The organism is Tumebacillus amylolyticus (assembly GCF_016722965.1).
In the GTDB taxonomy this organism is placed as follows: domain Bacteria; phylum Bacillota; class Bacilli; order Tumebacillales; family Tumebacillaceae; genus Tumebacillus; species Tumebacillus amylolyticus.
The window spans coordinates 140,430-160,349 of record NZ_JAEQNB010000005.1 but is presented as its reverse complement, the minus strand read 5'-3'; the positions used below and the strand labels follow the sequence as shown (position 1 = coordinate 160,349).

Here is a 19,920-nt window from a genome sequence, read left to right as displayed (position 1 = left end):
GCAAGAGGGACAAGACGAGGGAGGGAACTCACCAGTGACTATGAACACAGAATTCAGCTCTACCGATATGGGGAACATTCGGATCGCGAACGAAGTCATCGAGATCATCGCCGGTCTTGCGGCTACCGAAATCGTCGGCGTTGCCGGCATGTCGGGTGGAGTTGCGGGCGGCATCGCCGAATTGCTCGGCCGAAAGAACCTCAGCAAGGGTGTAAAAGTAGAAGTCGGGCAGAAGCAATGCGCGGTCGACGTTTCGATCGTCGCTGAATACGGAGTCCGTATCCCGGAAGTAGCAGGCGAGATTCAAGACAACGTGAAGCGAGCGATCGAGAGCATGACCGGCCTCGAAGTTGTTGAGGTCAACGTCCACGTGCTGGGCGTCGTCTTCTCCAAACCGGTCGTCGAGGAAGTCGTCAAAGAAGAGGAAAAACCTCTGCTTCCGCCGAATCGTGTCCTGTAAATCGTAAGTACTTGGGAGAACCCCCCTGGGAACAGGGGGGTTATCTTCCATTGGAGAGGAGGACAAGCTCATGAAAATCGTCCCGCGCATTCTGCTCTGGCTCTATGCACTAGGCATCGCGGCCGCATCGGTGATCGGATTGCTCGACTATGCCGGACTCTACCGCATTTATAGTCTGCAAATCAACGACGAGACGGCCATCGCAGCTGTCGTCGCCATCCTGTTCTCACTGTTCTTCCTGTTTGCCCGCACGGGGCAACGTGCTGCACGCGAGCCGCAGACGGTGACGCAGCGCATGGAAAACGGCGATGTGAAGATTTCCTACGAGACCCTCGAGCAACTGGTCGGTCGGGCCGCTTCCGCCATCCGTGGTGTACAGAAACACAGCGCTCGCGTTCGTACCACCGAACAGGGATTGCTGCGTATCATGATCCGTTATTCCATCGAAGCGGATCTTGACATCCCGAAGACGACGGCTGACTTGCAAGAGGCGGTCAAAACCTACATCCAGACGACGACCGGCATCAAGGTCGAGTCGGTCACAGTCTACGTGACGGAGCTCGCGGTGCAACAAGAGGCCGTACAACCGACCAAGAAGAGACGGGTGGAGTAGAGCATGGACAAAGCGACCCAAGTCCTCCAGTTTCTCCTCGCGAACAAGCGCTTCCTCGGACTTGCAGTCGGATTCGTGTTCGGGTTGTTGTACCTGATCTTCGGGTTCCTGCAGACGATTGCATTTGCGCTGTTCCTCGTCATCGGCTACTTTGTTGGGAAGATGTTTGACGACCGCGAAGACTGGCGAGATGTACTTGACCGCATCATGCCACCGAAATACCGGGAATAACCACCTTTGCAGGTGGTTTCCTTTTTGCCATTCGGGTACACTATGAAGAGAAGCAATGTGACACCATAAGGAGTGCAAGAGATGAGCCGCAGAACTTCCAGAGAATTTGCGTTGCAAGGACTTTTCCAGATCGACGTCGTCAGCGCTGACGTACAGAACGCGATCACCCATGTGTTGGAACAGGAGGGGGCTGAAGTGGACCCGCTGTTCGTTCGTGATCTCGTGTCCGGCACCGTATCGCGCCAAGACATGATCGATGAACTGCTGAAAAAGTATTCGGTCGGCTGGGACCTCACCCGTATGGCGAACGTCGACCGCAACGTGCTGCGTATGGCGGTGTATGAGATGCTGTTCCACCCGGAGACGCCGAGCCATGTTGTAATCAACGAGGCGATTGACCTCGCGAAGGGCTTCTCCACGCCGGAGTCAGGCAAATTTGTCAACGGCATCCTCGCGAAGATCTTGCCGGAAGTCGATGCGCTGCGGGCGCAAGTAGGTCAATAATATGACCTACGTCCTCGGCATTGACACCAGCAACTACACGACCTCCGTGTGCCTCGTGGATCAACAGGGGCAGATCGTGCGTGAGGAGCGACGGCTGTTGCGGGTGGAAGAGGGAGAGCGGGGGCTGCAACAGTCAGCCGCTCTTTTTCAGCATGTGCAGAACTTACCTGATTTGATTGAAAAAATCGGCGTGTTGCCATCCGAACTCGCCGCTGTCTGCGCGTCCACACGTCCCCGTCGACGTGACGGTTCGTACATGCCGGTCTTCACGGCGGGGAGCGGCCTCGGTCGCAGTCTCGCAGCGACGTTTGGCGTGCCGTTTCTCGAAACGTCGCACCAAGAGGGACACATCGCAGCCGGTGAAGGAAGCACAGAAGCTGTACCCGCCGATCACTTTCTCGCCGTCCACATCTCCGGCGGCACCACCGACTTGCTCGATGTGATGCGTCTGTCGGACGGATATGAGATTGAGGAACTCGGCACAAGCGTTGACCTGCATGCGGGTCAATTCGTTGACCGTGTCGGCGTGGCTCTTGGCCTGTCGTTCCCGGCAGGACCGCACTTGGAGACGCTCGCTCAACAGTCGAACGACGAGAGCGTGACGCTGCCATCGCCTGTCAAAGGCTTCAATTTGTCGTTTGCAGGGCCGGAGACGGCGGCGATGCGTTTGATTCAAGGAGGCGCCAATCCGGCAGACGTTGCCCGTGCTGTCGAGCGCTGTATCGCAAAAGGCTTGGAGAAGACACTCCGTAAGGCTGTCGAGGAACTCGGCGCCAAGCACTTGTTGATCGTCGGAGGTGTTGCAGCGAACGCGTTCATTCGCGGGCGCTTGAAGCACCGTCTCGAACACCCGGCCGTCCGTGCGCAGTTGTATTTTGCATTGCCGCGCTATTCCACAGACAACGCGTTCGGGGTGGCACGACTCGGATTGTCACAACTCCAAAACAAAAGTCACTCCTGAGTACATTTCGGACTCAGGACTTTTCCTGTATAATGGAATTTGGTGAATGCTCGAAATTGCTCGAATAATAGGAGGCAGTGAAATTCATGGCAGAAGTACAGGATTTGAAAGTGGACCAAGAGATGTATGACATCACCATCGTCGGTGGCGGCCCGGCAGGTCTGTTCACCGCGTTTTACGCGGGCATCCGCGATGCGAAGACCAAGATCATCGACTCCCTGCCGCAACTTGGCGGTCAATTGGCAGAGTTGTACCCGGAGAAGTACATCTACGACGTAGCGGGCTTCCCGAAGGTTTTGGCGCGCGACCTCGTCAACAACCTCAAGGAGCAAGCGTTCCAATACAACCCGACCGTTTGCCTGAACGAGAAAGTCATCGGCTTGAACAAACTGGAAGACGGCACTTTTGAACTGACCACCAACACCACGAAACACTACTCCAAAACGGTCATCATCACCGCGGGCATCGGTGCTTTCACCCCGCGCGAACTGCCGGCTGAGAACGCAAGCAACTTCCGTGGCAACGGGATTCACTACTTCATCGACAACCTCCAAGCGCATCAAGGCAAAAAAGCCCTGGTCGTCGGCGGCGGCGACTCCGCGGTAGACTACGCGCTGATGCTGGAAACCGTCTGTGAAAAAGTTACCCTGATCCACCGCCGCGATCAGTTCCGCGCGCACGAAGAGTCTGTCAAGAACCTGCAAAAGTCCACTGTTGAGGTGAAAGTCTTCACGGAACTCAAAGCGGTCGACGGCTCCGGCAAAGTGGAGAAGGCGACGCTTATCAACAACAAGGACAAGTCCACCGAAGAGATCGACGTGGACCTGATTATCGGCGCACTCGGTTTCTCTGCGTCTCTCGGTCCGGTTCATGAGTGGGGTCTTGAGATCGTGGACAACGCCATCGTCGTCAACACCAAGGGCGAAACCAACATCCCGGGCGTCTATGCAGCGGGCGACGTCGTCACCTATCCGGGCAAAGTCAAGTTGATTGCAACCGGCTTCGGCGAAGCGCCGACCGCAGTCAACAACGCGAAGTTGTTCTTCGACCCGAACGCGAAACTTCATCCGGGCCACAGCTCGTCCCGCGATCACTAAGAAAGTTTGCGTTTGTGAAAAGAAAGTTCACACCCCTGTGCGGGTGTGAACTTTTTTTGCTGTATGTTAGAATGCTACTATCTACTGTCATGGAACGAGAGGACGAGCGTTTTGAACAACCAGCGTGAGATCCCGACCGTCACGATGCTGACGATGAAGATCAAAAACATGTTTGAAAACAATCCGAGCCTGCAAGACTGTTGGGTAAGAGGTGAGATCTCCAACTTTACCCATCACAGCAAAGGCCACATGTACTTCACGCTCAAGGACCCGAACTCGCGGATCAAAGCGATCATGTTCGCCGGGAACAACCGCTACCTGAAATTTATCCCCAAGGAAGGCATGAAAGTCATCGTGCACGGCTATGTCTCCGTGTTCGAGCGCGACGGGGCGTACCAGCTCTATGTCGACGACATGCAGCCGGAGGGATTGGGGTCGCTGTTCCTCGCCTTGCAACAGCTCAAGGAAAAACTCCAACGCGAGGGCTTGTTCGATGCGGTACACAAAAAACCGCTCCCGAGTTTCCCGCGCGTCGTGGGCGTGATCACCTCGCCGACAGGAGCGGCTGTGCGCGACATCATCACGACGATTTCCCGCCGCTTTCCGGTTGCGGATGTGCTCCTGCACCCGGTCATCGTACAGGGTCCGGGAGCTCCGTCGTCTGTAGCAGAGGCAATTCGCGCCATGAACGAGCTCGGCGAAGTCGACGTGTTAATCGTCGGGCGCGGGGGCGGGTCGCTTGAAGAACTGTGGGCGTTCAACGAGGAGATCGTCGTGCGGGCCATCCATGCGTCGACGATACCTGTGATTTCGGCGGTCGGTCACGAGACCGACACGACACTGGCCGACTTTGTGGCGGACGTCCGAGCGGCGACCCCGACGGCGGCGGCGGAACTTGCGGTGCCGCACATCGTGGAGTTGCGACGTCGGATCGACACGTTGCAGATGGGGTTGCAGAAGCATTTGCTCGATCGCGTGAAGGATGGACGCAAACGTTTGGAGCGCGTGGAGTCGTCGACGGTGTTCACACGTCCTACGCACCAGTTGAATCAATGGCGACAGGTGATCGACAACCAAGAAGACCGCCTGCAACTGGCGCTCACGAGGCTTGCCAACCAACAGAACCGCCGCTTGTCGCAGTTGGAAGCGCGGTTGGTGCAAGTAAGCCCTGTCGAGCGTGCGAAGCGGATGGAGCAACAGTTGATGTACGCTGTGGAACGCTTGACCCGTGCGACCGGACAAGTCGTGCAACGTGATGAGAACCGTTTCGAGCGCATGCTTGACAAACTCGACGCCTACAGCCCGCTCAACGTCATGCGCCGTGGCTATTCCCTTGCCTACACAAGCGGCAAAAAACGCCTGATCCGTTCCGTCCGAGACGTGAACCCGAGCGATCAGGTGTTGGTGCGCGTGAAGGACGGCTGGCTCGACTGTCAAGTATGGGGATTGGAGGAGGAGAACACCGATGACGGAAACGAATGAACAACAAGTAGAACAAAGCTTTGAACAAGCTTTGGAACGCCTTGAAGAGATCGTGCGCGCCATGGAAGCGGGCGACTTGCCGTTGGAGCAAGCGATTGCCGAATTCCAAGAGGGGATGAGCCTCGCGCGCATTTGTCGGGAGAAGCTCGACCAAGCGGAACAGAAAATCCAGATGTTGGTTCAAGAGTCGGGCCAACTGGTGAAAAAACCTTTTACGACGACGGAGGAATAGCTTCATGGCCTCATCCACGGACCTGAAGACGTATATCGAAGAGTTGAATGAGAAAATTGAACAGACGATGGACCGTCTCTTGCCGCCCAAAACGCAGTATCCGGGCGTGCTCTACGACTCGATGCGCTACAGTCTCTTTGCAGGTGGAAAGCGACTGCGTCCCGCTCTGACTTTGGCTACGGTGGACGCGTTGGGCGGAAACCTCGAAGCGGCGTTGCCGGTTGCGACAACGCTTGAGATGATCCACACCTATTCGCTGATCCATGACGATTTGCCCTGCATGGACGACGATGACCTGCGCCGTGGTCAACCGACCAATCACAAAGTGTACGGCGAAGCGACCGCGTTGCTGGCCGGCGATGCGTTGCTGACCCATGCGTTTCAAGTGCTTAGCACCGTGCAGACGGGAATCAAAGCGGAAACGATGCTCCGCATCATCGGCGAACTTGCCAAAGCGGCAGGCGCTGTCGGGATGGTCGCAGGTCAGATGGCGGATATGGAGAACGAGGGGAAGCAAGCGAATGCGGAAACCCTCGCTTTTATCCACGCCAACAAAACCGGAGCGCTTCTCACAGCATCGGTGCGCATCGGGGCCCTGTTCGCCGGTGCGACCGAAGTGCAGTTGCAAGCCCTGACCACCTATGCCCAGCGGATCGGCCTCGCGTTTCAGATTCAAGACGACATCCTCGATGTCGTAGGCGAGACGGCGAAGCTCGGCAAGGCGGTCGGAGCGGATGCGGCGCATGACAAATCGACCTACCCGGTGCTCTACGGGTTAGATGAATCCCGTCACATGGTACGCCGCTTGACTGACGAAGCACATCAAGCGCTGCAAGCATCCGATCTTGAAGCGTTGCGACTGCATGAGATTGCCGATTGGCTGGTCTCTCGCGACAAATAAGAAGTTAAAAAAAGACTTGTGGCACGCGCTTGCCGCAAGTCTTTTTTTATTTCCGGGTTGATTGGGATTAACTGGTTAATGGAGATATTGAACGCCAAACTAGATATTCGTACCCGTGATATGATATAAAGACTATGTAAGGCATTTTTTGAGAAGCATTTATCGAATCTAACATACAAGTATAGATCGTGGAGGGTGAACCGTGGGATTGGGGAACGGCTTGGAGCATCTGGTGCAATCGTTGCAATGGCTTGACTTGAAAATTCAGATGCTTTTGAACAAACAATGGCAAGCCGCGCCGCCGCAGGAAGATCTCATGGACCCGTTTCAGGGATTGGTTGTCTCAGAGCAAGAGGTACAGCGGTTGCTCCTGCAGGAGCCGATGCTTTTTGCAAGGGACGAAGAGGGCGATGAGGAATGGCGGGAACAAGTGGAGCTACAAGCGGCGTTGGAGGAGTTGGTGCAGCAGAGCCGGCAGGAGAACGTCCGCTTGCCCTTGGCACACGTTGCTTCATGCTTCGCCCTCACGCCGTTTGAACAACGTTGTCTGCTCGCTTGTCTCGCCGTCGAAGTAGACCGCAAGTATGAGAAGCTCTACGCCTACTTGCAGGACGATGTGACGTGTAAGTATCCGACGGTCGATCTGGTATTGAAGTTGTTGTGCGACTCTCCGTCGGAACGGATGGAAGCTCGGGCGGCGCTTGGGCCGGATGGGGCGTTGATGCGGTATTTTTTGAAGCAAGAGGAGCAAGCGGGAGGTACGTGGCTTTCGCGTCCGCTTCGCTTGGATGAGCGGATGGTGCGGTTTTTGTTGCATGGGGAAGAGACGGGGTCGTTGTTGCCCTGTATCGATGTCTATTCTCCGGAGCAGGAATGGCCGTCATTCATCTGGGAAGAGGATGTACAGGAGCGCTTGCAGGCGGGTTTGTCTGTGGAGCGAGGGGACTCTCAGTGGGTCGTGTTGCTGACAGGCAACCCCGGTTCCGGAAAGCTGTTGCATGCGGGGCATTTCGCGAAGCAGTCGCATCGTGCGCTCGTGGTGGTCGATGTACGTCGAGCGATCGAGGAGGAGCGACCGTTGCGCGAGGTATTGGCGCAGGGGGTTCGTGAAGCTCGGTTGCAGCAAGGGATTCTGTGCGTGCGTCATGTGCAGGTGTTGCTCGAGGGCGAGGCCAGCGACCGCCGTCTGTACTTGCTGCTCGACTCCATCCGGGATCAGGTGGATACGGTGTTTCTGCTCTCCGAGACACCGTGGCGTTCGGGAGATTGGAGCGAGTCCCAAGTCGTGCAGTCTCTGAAGTTGGACATCCCGCCGGATGAGTTGCGCCGTACGATCTGGGAACGCCTCGCAATCGGAATGCCGGTGGCGGACGAAGTCGATTGGCGTGTGGTGTCCGGCAAGTTTCGCTTCACGATCGGTCAGACGATCCGTGCGTTGCAGGCAGCCATGCACGGAGTGCGTTGGCAGGGGGCAAAGGAGATCAACCTTGAGATCCTGTACAAAGCCTGTTACCAACAAGTCCAACACAAATTGGAGAAAAAAGCGGTCCGCATCACCCCAAGGCAATCCTTTGACAGCTTGATCCTCCCGCCCGAGCAGAAAGACCTCTTGAAAAATGCCTGCGCCCAGATGAAATATCGCACACAGGTGTACGGCGAGTGGGGGTTTGGCAAGAAACTGTCCTACGGCAAGGGGCTCAGTATGTTGTTTGCAGGGCCTCCGGGCACGGGGAAGACGATGTCTGCGGAAGTGATTGCCCATGAGTTGCAGTTGGAGATCTACAAAATAGACCTCTCGCAAATCATTTCGAAATACATCGGGGAGACGGAGAAAAACTTGCATGAGATTTTTTCCGAAGCGCAGTTGAGTTCTTCGATCCTGTTCTTTGACGAAGCGGATGCTTTGTTTGGCAAGCGATCTGAAGTGAAGGATTCGCATGACAAGCATGCCAACGTCGAGACGGCCTATCTCCTGCAAAAAATGGAGGAGTACGAAGGGATCACGATCCTCGCGACCAACTTCCAGCAGAACATCGACGAAGCGTTTATGCGGCGTTTGAATTATGTCGTGCGGTTTCCGTTTCCGGATGCCACGTACCGTGAGTATATCTGGAGAGGGATGTTCCCCAAGGAAACGCCGCTTGACGAGGACGTCGATTTCGCCTACCTCGCCGAAAAGTTCCAATTGGCGGGCGGTTCTATTAAAAATATCGTAACTTCCGCCGCGTTTCTGGCGGTGGAAGCAGGGCAGTTGGTCCAGATGCGCCATCTCTTGCGGGCGGTCAAGCACGAATTGGACAAAACCGGCAAACTGCTTTTGAAAACGGAAGTGGAAGATTACCTGCATGAACTGGGGTTGACTTGATATGGCAGATTTTACGGCGATTGCCGATGTCGGGCGGACGATTGTACACCTGTTGCGAGAACAGATGACGCCCGATCCGATTCCCACCCCGGAGATGATCGGATTGTCCTCCCCGGCGGACAAGGGCGATTTGGCACTGTCTTTGTTTTTGTATGAAGTCCAGCAGAACGGGATCAATCAACAGAATTTTTGGAGTGATCAAGGAAACTCCCAGCAGGCACCTCCGATGGCGCTCGATCTGCATTTTTTGCTCACGGCGCATTCCAATGCCGACGTGCAGACGCGGGCTTTGGACGAACATCGCATCCTCGGGCGGGCGATCCAAGTGCTCTATGACAACCAGACTGTGCGCGGTTCGAGGTTGCAAGGGGCGTTGGCCGACAGCAACGAAGAGTTTCGCCTCTTGCTGATCGAGCCGTTGTCTTTGCACACCGCGATCACGCTGTTCCCGAACCAACCGTACAAGCTGTCCTTCAACTTCATCGCAGGGCCGGTCTACCTCGACTCCGGTCGCAACAAACAGTCCCAACGCGTGCTCGATCGCAAAGACAACATGCGTGGGCTTGAGGGATCATGAGCGAGTTCAAAGGACTGTTCGTGGTACAGCTCGTCGATTCGGTGTCGTACGGGCCGCCGGCAGGGGGCACGGACGTTTTTGTCGAGGTGGAAGGGGCTGTGAAAAAGCCGTTGCGCAAGCCCAACGGGATGTTCGTGTTCACGGACGTCCCGCCTGGCCCACGCCGGGTGTTCGTGCGGGCCGGACGGTATCATGTGCAGAGCTTCACGGTCTCAGCCGAGACGTTGAATCCGAAGTATCCGGTTGTGGTGGTGCCGCTTGCTCCCTTGCCGTCGTACCCGTTTGGCGACGGCGTGACGCTCGTGCGCGCTTCTGTGCGCGACTCTGCAGGGCGGGTGATGGCCGGTGTTCCCGTGCGGGCGGTGGTGGTGTCAGATGTCTCTGCCCGAGCGCGGTTGGCGAAGGATGCTCCAAGCGGTTCGTTGGACGTGTCGCTCGCCCGTGTAGCGGGGCGTCTGCAAGTGGGAGAGCGTCTGTGGTTGCCGGGCGAGTCTTGCATCGTGTACGAGGTGGGAGCGGACAATCGGTCGTTCTCTCTGCAAGAGCCGCTTGCAAACGCATTCAAACGCCAGAGCAAACTCATGCCATGCGTGGAGTCTCAGAGCGATGAACGCGGCGAAGTGGTGCTTCCCTTTGGGAACTGCCGCAGTGCGGCTTTTGACGTGCAGGTACAGGTGTTGCAAGGCAAGTCGGAACTTAAGGAGGTGAGGGTGGAGGAAGGCAGGACGATGAATTTGGGCGTGATTACGATTGAACCTTGACGCAGAGAGGAGGGACCGGTTCGCTCATAGGATACGAACCGGGACGAGATGCCGGAATATTTGACCCCAGGGGTCTATGTAGAAGAGTTTGACAGCGGCTCGGTGCCGCTTGAAGGGGCTAGTACGAGTACGGCAGGTTTTATCGGTCTCGCCGAACGCGGACCCAGCAAAGGGATGCCGGAATTGGTGACGGGGTTCCATGATTTCCGTCGCATTTACGGCTCATACCTCTCCAAAACGAAGTGGGAAGAGTTCCGTTTCCTCTCCTACGCCGTGGAGAACTTTTTCCTGAACGGCGGTTCCCGCGCGTACATCATGCGCGTAGTGCCGGAGAATGCGGTTTCGGCTGCCAACTTCGATACCAAGTTGGACGACGCGAACCTTCCGGCTACCCTGCTCGTCGAAGCGAAGAACGAAGGGATTTGGGGCAACCAGATCCAAGTCGTCGTTCGCCCGGACAGCAAGGCAAAGTCGGCGATCAAAGCTGTGGTCGATGCAGGGACCAAGAAATACCAACTGAAAAACTCCTCCGGCTTCAACGCGGGCGATGTAGTGATTTTTGACGGGGGCGGTTCGGACAACCCGATCACCATCCTGTCTGTTCAAGATGACGTCATCGAACTGTCCCAAGCTTTGCCGGATGATGCAGTCGACGAAGCATTGCCGCCGACCAAAGTGTTGAAGACCTGCGAATTCTCCATCACCGTGCGCTACGGCGACGAAGTGGAGTTCTATGAACAAGTCTCGCTCAACCGTGAAGCGACGAACCATGTGGACAAATTGCTCGCGAAATCGAACTTGATCTTCGTCATGGACAACCATGCCGCGCAAGACCCGGCAACCCCTCTGCATCCGTACAGCGTGGTTTCCGACGGCAAAGACGCGAAGGAAAAAGACACCTCGTTTGCGATCGTTCTGAGCGGCGGCAGCGACGGCTCCTATGATTCGATCAAGGCTGATCCGAAGCGCTTCACCGGCGTGGACGATGCCGACCCGGCAAAACGCACGGGGATGCAGGCGTTCCTCAACAACGAGGTCGTTTCGATCATCGCGGTGCCGGGCATTACCGACAAAGTCGTGCAAGTGGACTTGGTCGCGCACTGTGAGAAAACCCGCAGCCGTGTGGCGATCCTTGATGTGCCGCTTGAACTCGTAAAGCCGGATGACATCCTCACCAAACACCGTGACCTGTTCGACACGTCGTTTGCTGCGATGTACGGTCCGTGGTTGCAAGTGTTCGATCCGCTGGACAAGCGCAACATCTTCATCCCGCCGTCCGGTTCGGTGGCAGGGATCTTTGCTCGCTCCGACAACACTCGTGGCGTCTCCAAGGCTCCGGCGAACGAAGTGGTGCGCGGTTGCACCGGGTTGTCCACGTACTACAACAACGGAGCGCAAGACATCCTCAACCCGAAAGGCGTTAACTTGATCCGCTCCTTCCCGGGCCAAGGCATCCGTGTCTGGGGTGCTCGTACGCTGTCTTCGAACGGGCTTTGGAAATACATCAACGTCCGTCGTCTGTTCATCTTCGTGGAAGAAACGGTTCGTCGCGGTACGAACTGGATCGTGTTTGAACCGAACGATGAGCCGCTGTGGGCGCGTGTCCACCGCACGATCGACGTGTTCATGACCGGCGTATGGCGTTCCGGCGCGTTGATGGGGGCTTCTCCGGCTGATGCGTATTACATCAAAATCGGCCGTGAGACGATGACCCAAGATGATATCGACAACGGCCGCCTGATCTGTGAGATCGGGATTGCACCGGTCAAACCGGCAGAGTTCGTCATCTTCCGCTTCACGCAGAAGACCGGGGACGCACAGTAAGGATTTTGGGAAGAGAGAGGAGTGTAAGGAATGGCAGACCGCAAGGACCCGTATCGCAAGTTTCGATTTATCGTGCAGTTTGACGGCACCGTACAAGGGGGCTTTTCTGAAGTCAGCGGTTTCGACGCTTCGATTGACGTTGTCGAATATCGTGAAGGCGATGAGGCTGCAATTACCCCGCGTAAACTGCCGGGCTTGGCGAAGTACGGCAACGTCACGTTCAAACGCGGCGTAACCGATTCGATGGAGCTGTTCAACTGGCTGCAAGGTTTCACCGAAAACAAAATTGTCCGCAAGAACTTGACGATCATCGCCAAGGACGAAGCGAACAACGAAGTCGCGACTTTCCAAATCATCAATGCTTGGCCGACCAAGTATACCGGCCCGGACTTCAACGCGACGGCGTCGGAAGTGTCGATTGAGTCGATTGAAGTGGCGCACGAAGGCATGAAGCGCACGAAGTAAGGTAAGGCATTTTTTTTCAAAATTATTGGGTGTGGAGAGGGTGGCTCGGCTGTATGGCCGGGCTGCCGTTTCGGCCCCTACTGGGACAGTCCCCAATGAGGAGGAACTAGCATCATGGCATTCCAGACCGAGTACGAATTTGTGTTGCCCAAAGGCTACGTGGACGAAGAAGGAACCCTGCACCGCCGTGGTGTGATGCGCTTGGCGACGGCAGCGGATGAGATTCTTCCGATGCGTGATCCGCGCGTACAGAACAACCCGAGTTACTTGTCGATCATCTTGCTCGCTCGTGTCGTCACCAAACTTGGAGATTTGCAAATGATTGATACGCGCACGGTGGAGAACTTTTTCACGGCGGATTTGGCGTACTTGCAAGCTCTGTACCGCCAGATTAACGAAGGGGAAGGCACGATGTTGAAAGCGCATTGTCCGAAATGTGAGCATGAGTTTGGCGTTGACATGGCTTTTCCGATGACGACGAACGGGGCATGATGGGATATCCCGTCGACAAGATCTACGAGGAAGCCTCGTTCATCGCGTACTATTTTCATTGGACGCATGATCAGATCATGGCGATGGAGCACCGGGATCGTCGTAAGTGGTGTGAGGAAATCTCGCGCATTAACCGCAACTTGAACGGGGAGAAGGACCGACCTCCGAACCCGTTTGATGTATTTAAGTAGGAGTGATTGCATATGGCGCAGGAGAAGCAACAGCGTACTGTGGTCGGGGCCTACCGTTTTTCTGTAGAGCTGAAGGGCATCACCGTGGCCAGTTTCAGCGAGGTCTCGGGGTTGCAGTCCGAGATCGAATATGAGGAGTACAACGAAGGCGGCGTGAATGATTTCACGTACCGTTTTCCCAAGCGCACGAAGTATTCACCGATCGTGCTCAAGCGTGGTTTGAGCGATTCGTTTGAGTTGTGGCAGTGGTATCAGAATACAACGCAAGGCAACGTGCAGAAAAAAGACGGGGCCGTGATTTTAAACGATGCGACCGGGCAGGAAGTGTGCCGTTGGTCGTTTCAAGATGCATACCCGGTGAAGTGGTCCGGGGCGGAGCTCAACGCGTCGCGTAGTGAAGTGGCGATTGAGACGATGGAGATCGTGTTTACGCAATTGAAGATGTCCAAAGGAAGTTCGTGATCATGCTTCCGTTTTTGCAAAAGCCTCATGGGCTTGAGCCTCGAGGTCCGCTGGCGACGCTGGTGGATCATGGGATGGCGATGTCCATTTTGGGGAAGTACGGTTCGTGGCGTGAGGATTGGTTAGGGTGGCTCGACTTGGTGTATCGCCAAGGGGCTGAAGAAGAGAGCGGTGCGGAGAATGGCGGAGTGCCAGAGCTGCATCAGTATCTCGTGCAGTTGCAACTGCAGCTTCAGACGTTGCAGCACCCGGAATCCAAGCCGATGAAGACGCAACAGATTCTTTTGACCCAACTACAGAATGTCATGCGGCAACCTGCCGTTTTTCATAAGATTACCCAGTCGGTGATGCGAGAAGTTGTGACTGTGAAGGTGCCGGTACAGCGGGAAGGATTTCCTGCACCGACCGTCACGAGAGAGATCGCAACGACGAAAGTGCGGCCGTTCGGGGTGGGAGTGGGGGAGGGGCAGCCTGAGGCTTCGACAGATGTTCAGCAGCAGACCCAGACCGTAGTTCCCGTCCGACATTCGTCCGCACCGCAGCCGCCGAGCTTGGTTTATACCGAGGCAAAAACAACGGAGCCCGCAGGGGAGACCGGAGCAAAAGCAACAAATGTTCCGCGCTCCGTCGGTGAGGCACGAAAATCGATGCCGCCGAACTCCGGGAGTGAAGCAAAGGCAACAAAGTCGCAGAGCTCCGTGAGTGAAGCACAAGCAACGAAGTCGCAGAACTCAGTGACTGACGCACAAAAAACGAAATCTCCAAGCTCTGTGGCTGAAACACAAGCAACGAAGCCGCCGGGCGCAGTGAATGAACCACAAGCAAGAAAGTCGCAGAACTCAGTGACTGATGCACAAATAACGAAATCTCCAAGCTCTGTGGCTGAAACACAAGCAACGAAGCCGCCGGGCGCAGTGACTGAAACACAAGCAACAAAGTCACAGAACTCAGTGACTGACGCACAAAAAACGAAATCTCCAAGCTCTGTGACTGAAACACAAGCAACGAAGTCGCCGGGCGCAGTGAATGAAACACAAGCAACAAAGTCACAGAACTCAGTGACTGACGCACAAAAAACGAAATCTCCAAGCTCTGTGGCTGAAACACAAGCAACGAAGCCGCCGAGCTCACTGAGCGAAGCACAAGCAAAAAAGTTACAGAACACCGTGAGTGACACACAAGTACCTCAATTGTCGAACTCCGTGAGAGATTCACTAGTAAAGCAGTCGCCAAACACCGCGAGTGAAGTACAAGCAACGCAGTCGCCGAGCTCACTGAGCGAAGCACAAGCAACAAAGTTGCAGAACATCGTGAGTGAAACACAAACAACGAAGTCTCCAAACACCGCGAGCGAAGCACAAGCAACGCAGTCGCCGAACTCCGCGAGTGAAACTCAAGTAACGCAGTCGTCGAACTCTGCGACTGACGCACAAAAAATGAAATCTTCAAGCTCTGCGAGTGAAACGCAGACTGCGAAGTCTCCGAGCACTTCGCTTGAAGCTAAGACAACATACATTTCAAATCCTGTGAGTGGAGTTCCGACGAGGTCCTCCAACTCTGAGAATACAATTCAACCAACAGCCCCCTCGGATAACGGCCATAAATTTGTGACGTCACATACCGAGGGTGATATTTCCTCGACAGATGGATCGAACACGGAAGTTGCGATTTTCGATCGTGGAGCTAGAACCACGACTCTGTCGGAATCTGAGGATCAAGCACTTGCACCACAGGAACCTTTTTCTGTAGGTGAGGCGCCCAATTCTCTAGAAGAGACAAGAACCCGCGATACGGTGGGCTTCTCAAATCCAACAACAACTTCTCTTGAGGCAACTCCTGCAAGCGGCGAAGTCTTTCTACCCAATTTGCAGAGATTCACAAGTGAATTTACTATCTCGACAGCATCGGTTTCCGAAGGCGTGACCTCTGTTTTTTCAGATGACACGACTTCGAACGGTGTTCAATCATCCAAGGGGCAAGCCCTACTCGCCCCATTTACCGGATACATGTCCTACACCGGCACTTCCCAACGCTTGTTTAGGTTACCAGCATCTACCTTGCAGGCATTATGGATGACATCGGTGCAGCAAATGCACAGTCCACTTCTTGATAGGTCCTCTTTTTCTGAAGAAGTGAACTCTTTTCTGACGTCGGATGGATGGTGGTCGGATGTCACGTCCTTGGTGTTCCTCGCCAATAGGATTCAATCAGACCTTGAACCAAACTCCAATGATCCTCAGCCATTGAGTTCAAGCAGGACTCCAACCAATGGCGTCTCACCACTTTGGATGGATCTAGCTATAAAAGGCATGCAATCACAGTCGATGAGTCAGCCATATAGGGGACCTGAAACCCATTGGTTGAGTACGCCAAGTAGAGCCATACAAGCAATACGGTTGAGCCAACATCGTGGAGTCGCACAAGTTCCATCGACGAATCAGCCAAATGGTGAGTTACAAGTTCAGGGGATGAACCAGCCCGTTGGAGCATCGCAAGCCGAACGGATGGACCAACGAAGTGGAGCTATGAATGCTCCATGGATGAGTCAGCTAGCTCTTGCCATACAAGCTCAGCTTACGAACCATTCAAGTGATGTCAGCCAAGTTCCCTGGTTGAGCCGATTACGTGATGTACTGCGGGCCCAGTTTACGAACCAGTCAAGTGAAGCCAACCAAGTTTCATGGATGAGTCGACCAAGTGAAGCACTGCAAACTCAGCTGATGAACCAGCCGAGTGAAGGCAGACAAGCTCCATGGATGAGTCGACCAAGTTTAGTCATGCAAGCCCAGCTTATGAATCAACTGAGGGGATTCATCCAATCTCCAGGGCTGAGCCTGCCTAGTCAAGCCCTGCAAACCCAACTTTTGAACCGTTCCGGTGGAGTCTTACAAGCTCCATGGATGAACCTGCCAAGTCAAGTCCTGCAAGCCCAACTTTTGAACCATTCCGGTGGAGTCCTACAAGCTCCATGGATGAACCTGCCAAGTCAAGCCCTGCAAGCCCAACTTTTGAACCGTTCCGGTGGAGTCTTACAAGCTCCATGGATGAACCTGCCAAGTCAAGTCCTGCAAGCCCAACTTTTGAACCAACCTAGTGGCGTCTTCCATTCTCCATGGACGAGCCAACCAAATCTAATACTTCAAGCTCATCTTATGAACCAGTCGGATGGAGTCTTACAATCCCCGTGGATGAGCCAACCAAGCCTAGCCCTGCAGGCTCATCTTATGAACCAGTCGGATGGAGTCTTACAATCCCCGTGGATGAGTCAACCAAGTCTAATACTTCAAGCTCATCTTATGAACCAGTCGGATGGAGTCTTACAATCTCCGTGGATGAGCCAACCAAGTCTAGTACTTAAAGCCCGTCTTATGAACCAGTCGGATGGAGTCTTACAATCCCCGTGGATGAGCCAACCAAGCCTAGCCCTGCAAGCTCATCTTATGAACCAACTGAGTGAGGTCTTGCAGTCTACAGGGTTGGGCCATCTCAATGGTGGAATTCAGACTCACCGCATGATTCAGCTTCGTGAAATTTTGCAAGTTCCGTTGATAGGTCAGCCAAGTATTGCTTTGCAAGGCGAGCGGTTGAGTCTTCTACGTAGAGACTTGCAAGCCTCATGGATGGGTCAGGCAGCTATTGACATGCATGCCGAATCAATGAGCTTGCCAAATGGAGTCATATTGGTCCAACGGATGAACCAATTGAGTGGGGAACCGCAAGAACAACCGGTGAGTCAAACGACTCGAACCACTCAACCCCAGCAGGTCATTCGGCCAAATGGAACCATGCAAGCTTCGCAGATGAGCCAGCCAAATGGAACCATGCAAGCACTACAGATGAGCCAGCCAAGTGGAACCATGCAAGCTCCGCAGATGAGCCAGCCAAGTGGAACCACGCAAGCACTACAGATGAGCCAGCCAAATGGAACCATGCAGGCTTCGCAGATGAGCCAGCCAAAGGGAACCACGCAAGCACTACAGATGAGCCAGCCAAGTGGAACCACGCAAGCACTACAGATGAGCCAGCCAAATGGAACCACGCAGGCTCTACAGATGAATCAGCTGAGTGGAAACACACAAGCACAGTGGATCATTCAGCAAAGTAGAGACATGCTGGTCCAACGAATGAGCCAACTCAGTGGGGGCTCTTCTGTCCCATGGATGACTCAACCAAGCGCAAACGAGCAATTCCGTTGGTTGAATCTCAGTAGTAGCCTACAGCCTGCGTGGAGCAGTTTTTCAAATGGAACCGTGCGTGTACCGTGGCTGAGTCTCATAGAGAGACACACACAGGATTTCTGGACCAATCTCCTCTTAAATAGAGGCATCCAAGCTTCGCCGACGGGCAACGTAGCTGGTACCCTGCAATCTCCGTCGACGAGCCGCTTCGATGGCAGTGCTCAATCTTCGTTGACGAACCGCTCAGATCAAGACGTGCAAGTATCTTTGCTGGGGAACTCAAAGCAAAGCCTGCCGATCCCATTGATCGGACATTCAAGCGGGAGCCTTTACACCCCGTGGACAAATATGTCTGCTGGAACCATGCTTAACCCGTGGATGAGTCCATTGATTGGCAGTGTGTTAACACCGTGGGAACGAACTTCAATCGGTGGGGCGTCGGCGCTTGGAATGTTGAGTTCGCTACCGATGAGAGCACCTTGGACGTCGCTCTCATGGGGGAACGTACCGCCCATGATCTACTTCGAAGGACAACCTCAAGACTTCGACCAGATTGCAACAGCAGAGGGCTTAGTGCGTACCCAGCAAGTTCCGAGTGCAAGAACCACTCCCACGGCGGCACAGTCCACTTGGGGAACGACTGCCGTTATGCAAGTCCTCCAAATGTTGTCAGCTGCAAAAGGGACCCAAGTTCCGTGGACTCCGAACTTCACCGGAGGAACACAATCCCCGTTGACCTCAAACCTCAACGGGGGAGCGCAAATCCTTCATTTGTTGACAAACGCCGGAGAACAACAAACTCCGTGGGCCTCAACCCCGACCGGCGGAGCACAAGTCCTCCAATTGCTTCAATCGGCGAGAGGCTCGCAAACTCCGTGGCCCCTGCACACCACAAATGAAACGCAAATCCTGAAATGGCTGGAAACCGTCACTGGAGCACCCACCGACAGAGCGGTTCATCCGCTTATCTTCCAGCATCTCATTCAAAAAATGAATCCCTCGGCGGCACCCTCCCGCAACGGAGGCAACTCGCCATTCCATCCGGATTCACAAATCTCGCAAGCCCTGCAACCTCGCAACACCCGCGAAACTCGCATGTCCCTCCTGTATCACTTGCAAATCCAAGAGGAGGGTATTCTCTACGAACGAGTCCGGGACCGCTATATGACTCAACTTGAGGAAGTCCCCCTCGTCGTCCCGATGCAACACCGCAGAGAACTCAACCCGGATCAGGACGTGGTCGTCCGCCTCGAACATCGTCAACCCGAGCGAAGCACTGAAACACCACCATCGGAACGAGCTTCCGGCATCGCGACCACCCCGACTCTCAAAGTAGAACCAACCGGCCCGAAACCGACCGAACTGGATCAAATGGACATCGACCGCATCGTCGACCGTGTCTACCGCGAACTGCAAAAACGACTCCAATTCGAACGCTCGATCCGAGGCATGTAACAAACTCTTCCCCTAAGGAAAGGAGACTCCCAAATGGCCGAAAAAGCGCTCATCCAAGTTCTCGATGGCTCTCAAAAAGATACAAAATACAAAGTTCTCTTCAACCCGAATTCCTACACCATCGACCACGGCAACAAGTACGCTTGGCACACCATCCCCGGACTCTCCCTTCCGCTCACGCAATTTATCACAGGGGAGACGCCGAGTCTGTCGATGGAGTTGTTTTTTGACTGCAGCGACGGCGGGACGGATGCAGACATCCGAACGGAGACCACGAAGTTTGCCAACTTGCTCTCCGTGGATTCCGAACTGCACGCCCCGCCAACCTGCCAGTTCGTCTGGGGTTCTCTGCAGTTCAAGGGCGTCATCGAACGCCTCTCGCAACGCTTCACCATGTTCTCCTCCAAAGGCAACCCGATCCGTGCGACGCTCAACGTCACGTTCAAAGCCGTCGCCACGGTGCAAGAGCAATTCCAAGGCATCCCCAGACATTCGCCCGACCGCACCAAGCAAAAAATGCTCAAGCAAGGCGACCAACTGTGGATGCTTTCCGCCGAGGAGTACGAAGACCCGAAACACTGGCGCGCCATCGCGGACGCCAACAACATCGACAACCCGCGCGTATTAACCACCGGACGCCGCGTTGTCGTCCCGAGATTGGAGTAGGCC

General features: G+C 54.9%; 19 protein-coding genes. All 19 read left to right on the top strand.

Translation table 11 applies throughout. The annotated features are described in order from the left end of the window. Positions 1 to 40: 40 nt before the first annotated feature. The 19 genes from JJB07_RS16085 (at position 41) to JJB07_RS15995 (ending at position 19,917) form a co-directional block, all read left to right on the top strand. Entirely contained in the window at positions 41 to 460 is a 420-nt protein-coding gene (locus JJB07_RS16085) for an Asp23/Gls24 family envelope stress response protein (protein ID WP_201637319.1), read from the top strand. Positions 461 to 530: 70 nt separating this feature from the next. After that, positions 531 to 1,073 (top strand): alkaline shock response membrane anchor protein AmaP, encoded by a 543-nt coding sequence (gene amaP / locus JJB07_RS16080; protein ID WP_201636821.1) that lies wholly within the window; start codon positions 531 to 533, stop codon positions 1,071 to 1,073. Between the two features lie 3 nt (positions 1,074 to 1,076). Continuing rightward, positions 1,077 to 1,304, top strand: coding sequence for a DUF2273 domain-containing protein (locus tag JJB07_RS16075; RefSeq protein ID WP_201636819.1), 228 nt, complete (start codon positions 1,077 to 1,079; stop codon positions 1,302 to 1,304). Between the two features lie 81 nt (positions 1,305 to 1,385). Next, positions 1,386 to 1,808 (top strand): transcription antitermination factor NusB, encoded by a 423-nt coding sequence (gene nusB, locus JJB07_RS16070; RefSeq protein WP_201636817.1) that lies wholly within the window; start codon positions 1,386 to 1,388, stop codon positions 1,806 to 1,808. A 1-nt stretch (position 1,809) separates the two neighbouring features. Continuing rightward, positions 1,810 to 2,769: a tRNA (adenosine(37)-N6)-threonylcarbamoyltransferase complex transferase subunit TsaD gene (locus JJB07_RS16065; protein WP_201636815.1), complete on the top strand. Its 960-nt coding sequence runs from the start codon at positions 1,810 to 1,812 to the stop codon at positions 2,767 to 2,769. 86 nt (positions 2,770 to 2,855) lie between these two features. Further along, on the top strand, positions 2,856 to 3,866 hold the full coding sequence (locus JJB07_RS16060) for an NAD(P)/FAD-dependent oxidoreductase (RefSeq protein ID WP_201636813.1): 1,011 nt from the start codon (positions 2,856 to 2,858) through the stop codon (positions 3,864 to 3,866). A gap of 111 nt (positions 3,867 to 3,977) precedes the next feature. After that, positions 3,978 to 5,348, top strand: a complete 1,371-nt coding sequence (gene xseA, locus JJB07_RS16055; protein WP_236588138.1) for an exodeoxyribonuclease VII large subunit — start codon at positions 3,978 to 3,980, stop codon at positions 5,346 to 5,348. After that, on the top strand, positions 5,332 to 5,580 hold the full coding sequence (xseB, locus tag JJB07_RS16050) for an exodeoxyribonuclease VII small subunit (RefSeq protein ID WP_201636810.1): 249 nt from the start codon (positions 5,332 to 5,334) through the stop codon (positions 5,578 to 5,580). Before xseA ends, xseB begins: the two co-directional genes overlap by 17 nt. Positions 5,581 to 5,584: 4 nt before the next feature. Further along, complete coding sequence (locus JJB07_RS16045) at positions 5,585 to 6,481, top strand: polyprenyl synthetase family protein (RefSeq protein ID WP_201636808.1); 897 nt, start codon at positions 5,585 to 5,587, stop codon at positions 6,479 to 6,481. Between the two features lie 202 nt (positions 6,482 to 6,683). Beyond that, a complete protein-coding gene (locus JJB07_RS16040) occupies positions 6,684 to 8,846 on the top strand; it encodes an AAA family ATPase (protein ID WP_201636806.1) in 2,163 nt (720 codons plus the stop codon). A gap of 1 nt (position 8,847) precedes the next feature. Further along, a complete protein-coding gene (locus JJB07_RS16035; RefSeq protein ID WP_201636804.1) occupies positions 8,848 to 9,423 on the top strand; it encodes a Pvc16 family protein in 576 nt (191 codons plus the stop codon). Further along, entirely contained in the window at positions 9,420 to 10,184 is a 765-nt protein-coding gene (locus JJB07_RS16030; protein WP_201636802.1) for a hypothetical protein, read from the top strand. Before JJB07_RS16035 ends, JJB07_RS16030 begins: the two co-directional genes overlap by 4 nt. Positions 10,185 to 10,232: 48 nt before the next feature. Then, the gene (locus tag JJB07_RS16025; protein ID WP_201636800.1) at positions 10,233 to 12,008 is read left to right on the top strand and encodes a phage tail sheath subtilisin-like domain-containing protein; all 1,776 of its coding nucleotides are present in this window, start codon (positions 10,233 to 10,235) and stop codon (positions 12,006 to 12,008) included. Between the two features lie 30 nt (positions 12,009 to 12,038). Next, positions 12,039 to 12,473, top strand: coding sequence for a phage tail protein (locus JJB07_RS16020; RefSeq protein WP_201636798.1), 435 nt, complete (start codon positions 12,039 to 12,041; stop codon positions 12,471 to 12,473). Between the two features lie 114 nt (positions 12,474 to 12,587). Next, on the top strand, positions 12,588 to 12,965 hold the full coding sequence (locus tag JJB07_RS16015; RefSeq protein WP_201636796.1) for a phage tail assembly protein: 378 nt from the start codon (positions 12,588 to 12,590) through the stop codon (positions 12,963 to 12,965). Next, positions 12,962 to 13,156, top strand: a complete 195-nt coding sequence (locus JJB07_RS16010) for a DUF6760 family protein (protein WP_201636794.1) — start codon at positions 12,962 to 12,964, stop codon at positions 13,154 to 13,156. The genes JJB07_RS16015 and JJB07_RS16010 overlap by 4 nt, the downstream gene beginning before the upstream one ends. Before the next feature lie 12 nt (positions 13,157 to 13,168). Further along, the gene (locus JJB07_RS16005) at positions 13,169 to 13,618 is read left to right on the top strand and encodes a phage tail protein (protein WP_201636792.1); all 450 of its coding nucleotides are present in this window, start codon (positions 13,169 to 13,171) and stop codon (positions 13,616 to 13,618) included. A gap of 2 nt (positions 13,619 to 13,620) precedes the next feature. Continuing rightward, positions 13,621 to 19,251, top strand: a complete 5,631-nt coding sequence (locus JJB07_RS16000; RefSeq protein ID WP_201636790.1) for a hypothetical protein — start codon at positions 13,621 to 13,623, stop codon at positions 19,249 to 19,251. Positions 19,252 to 19,284: 33 nt separating this feature from the next. Further along, positions 19,285 to 19,917, top strand: coding sequence for a CIS tube protein (locus JJB07_RS15995; RefSeq protein WP_201636788.1), 633 nt, complete (start codon positions 19,285 to 19,287; stop codon positions 19,915 to 19,917). Positions 19,918 to 19,920 lie beyond the last annotated feature (3 nt).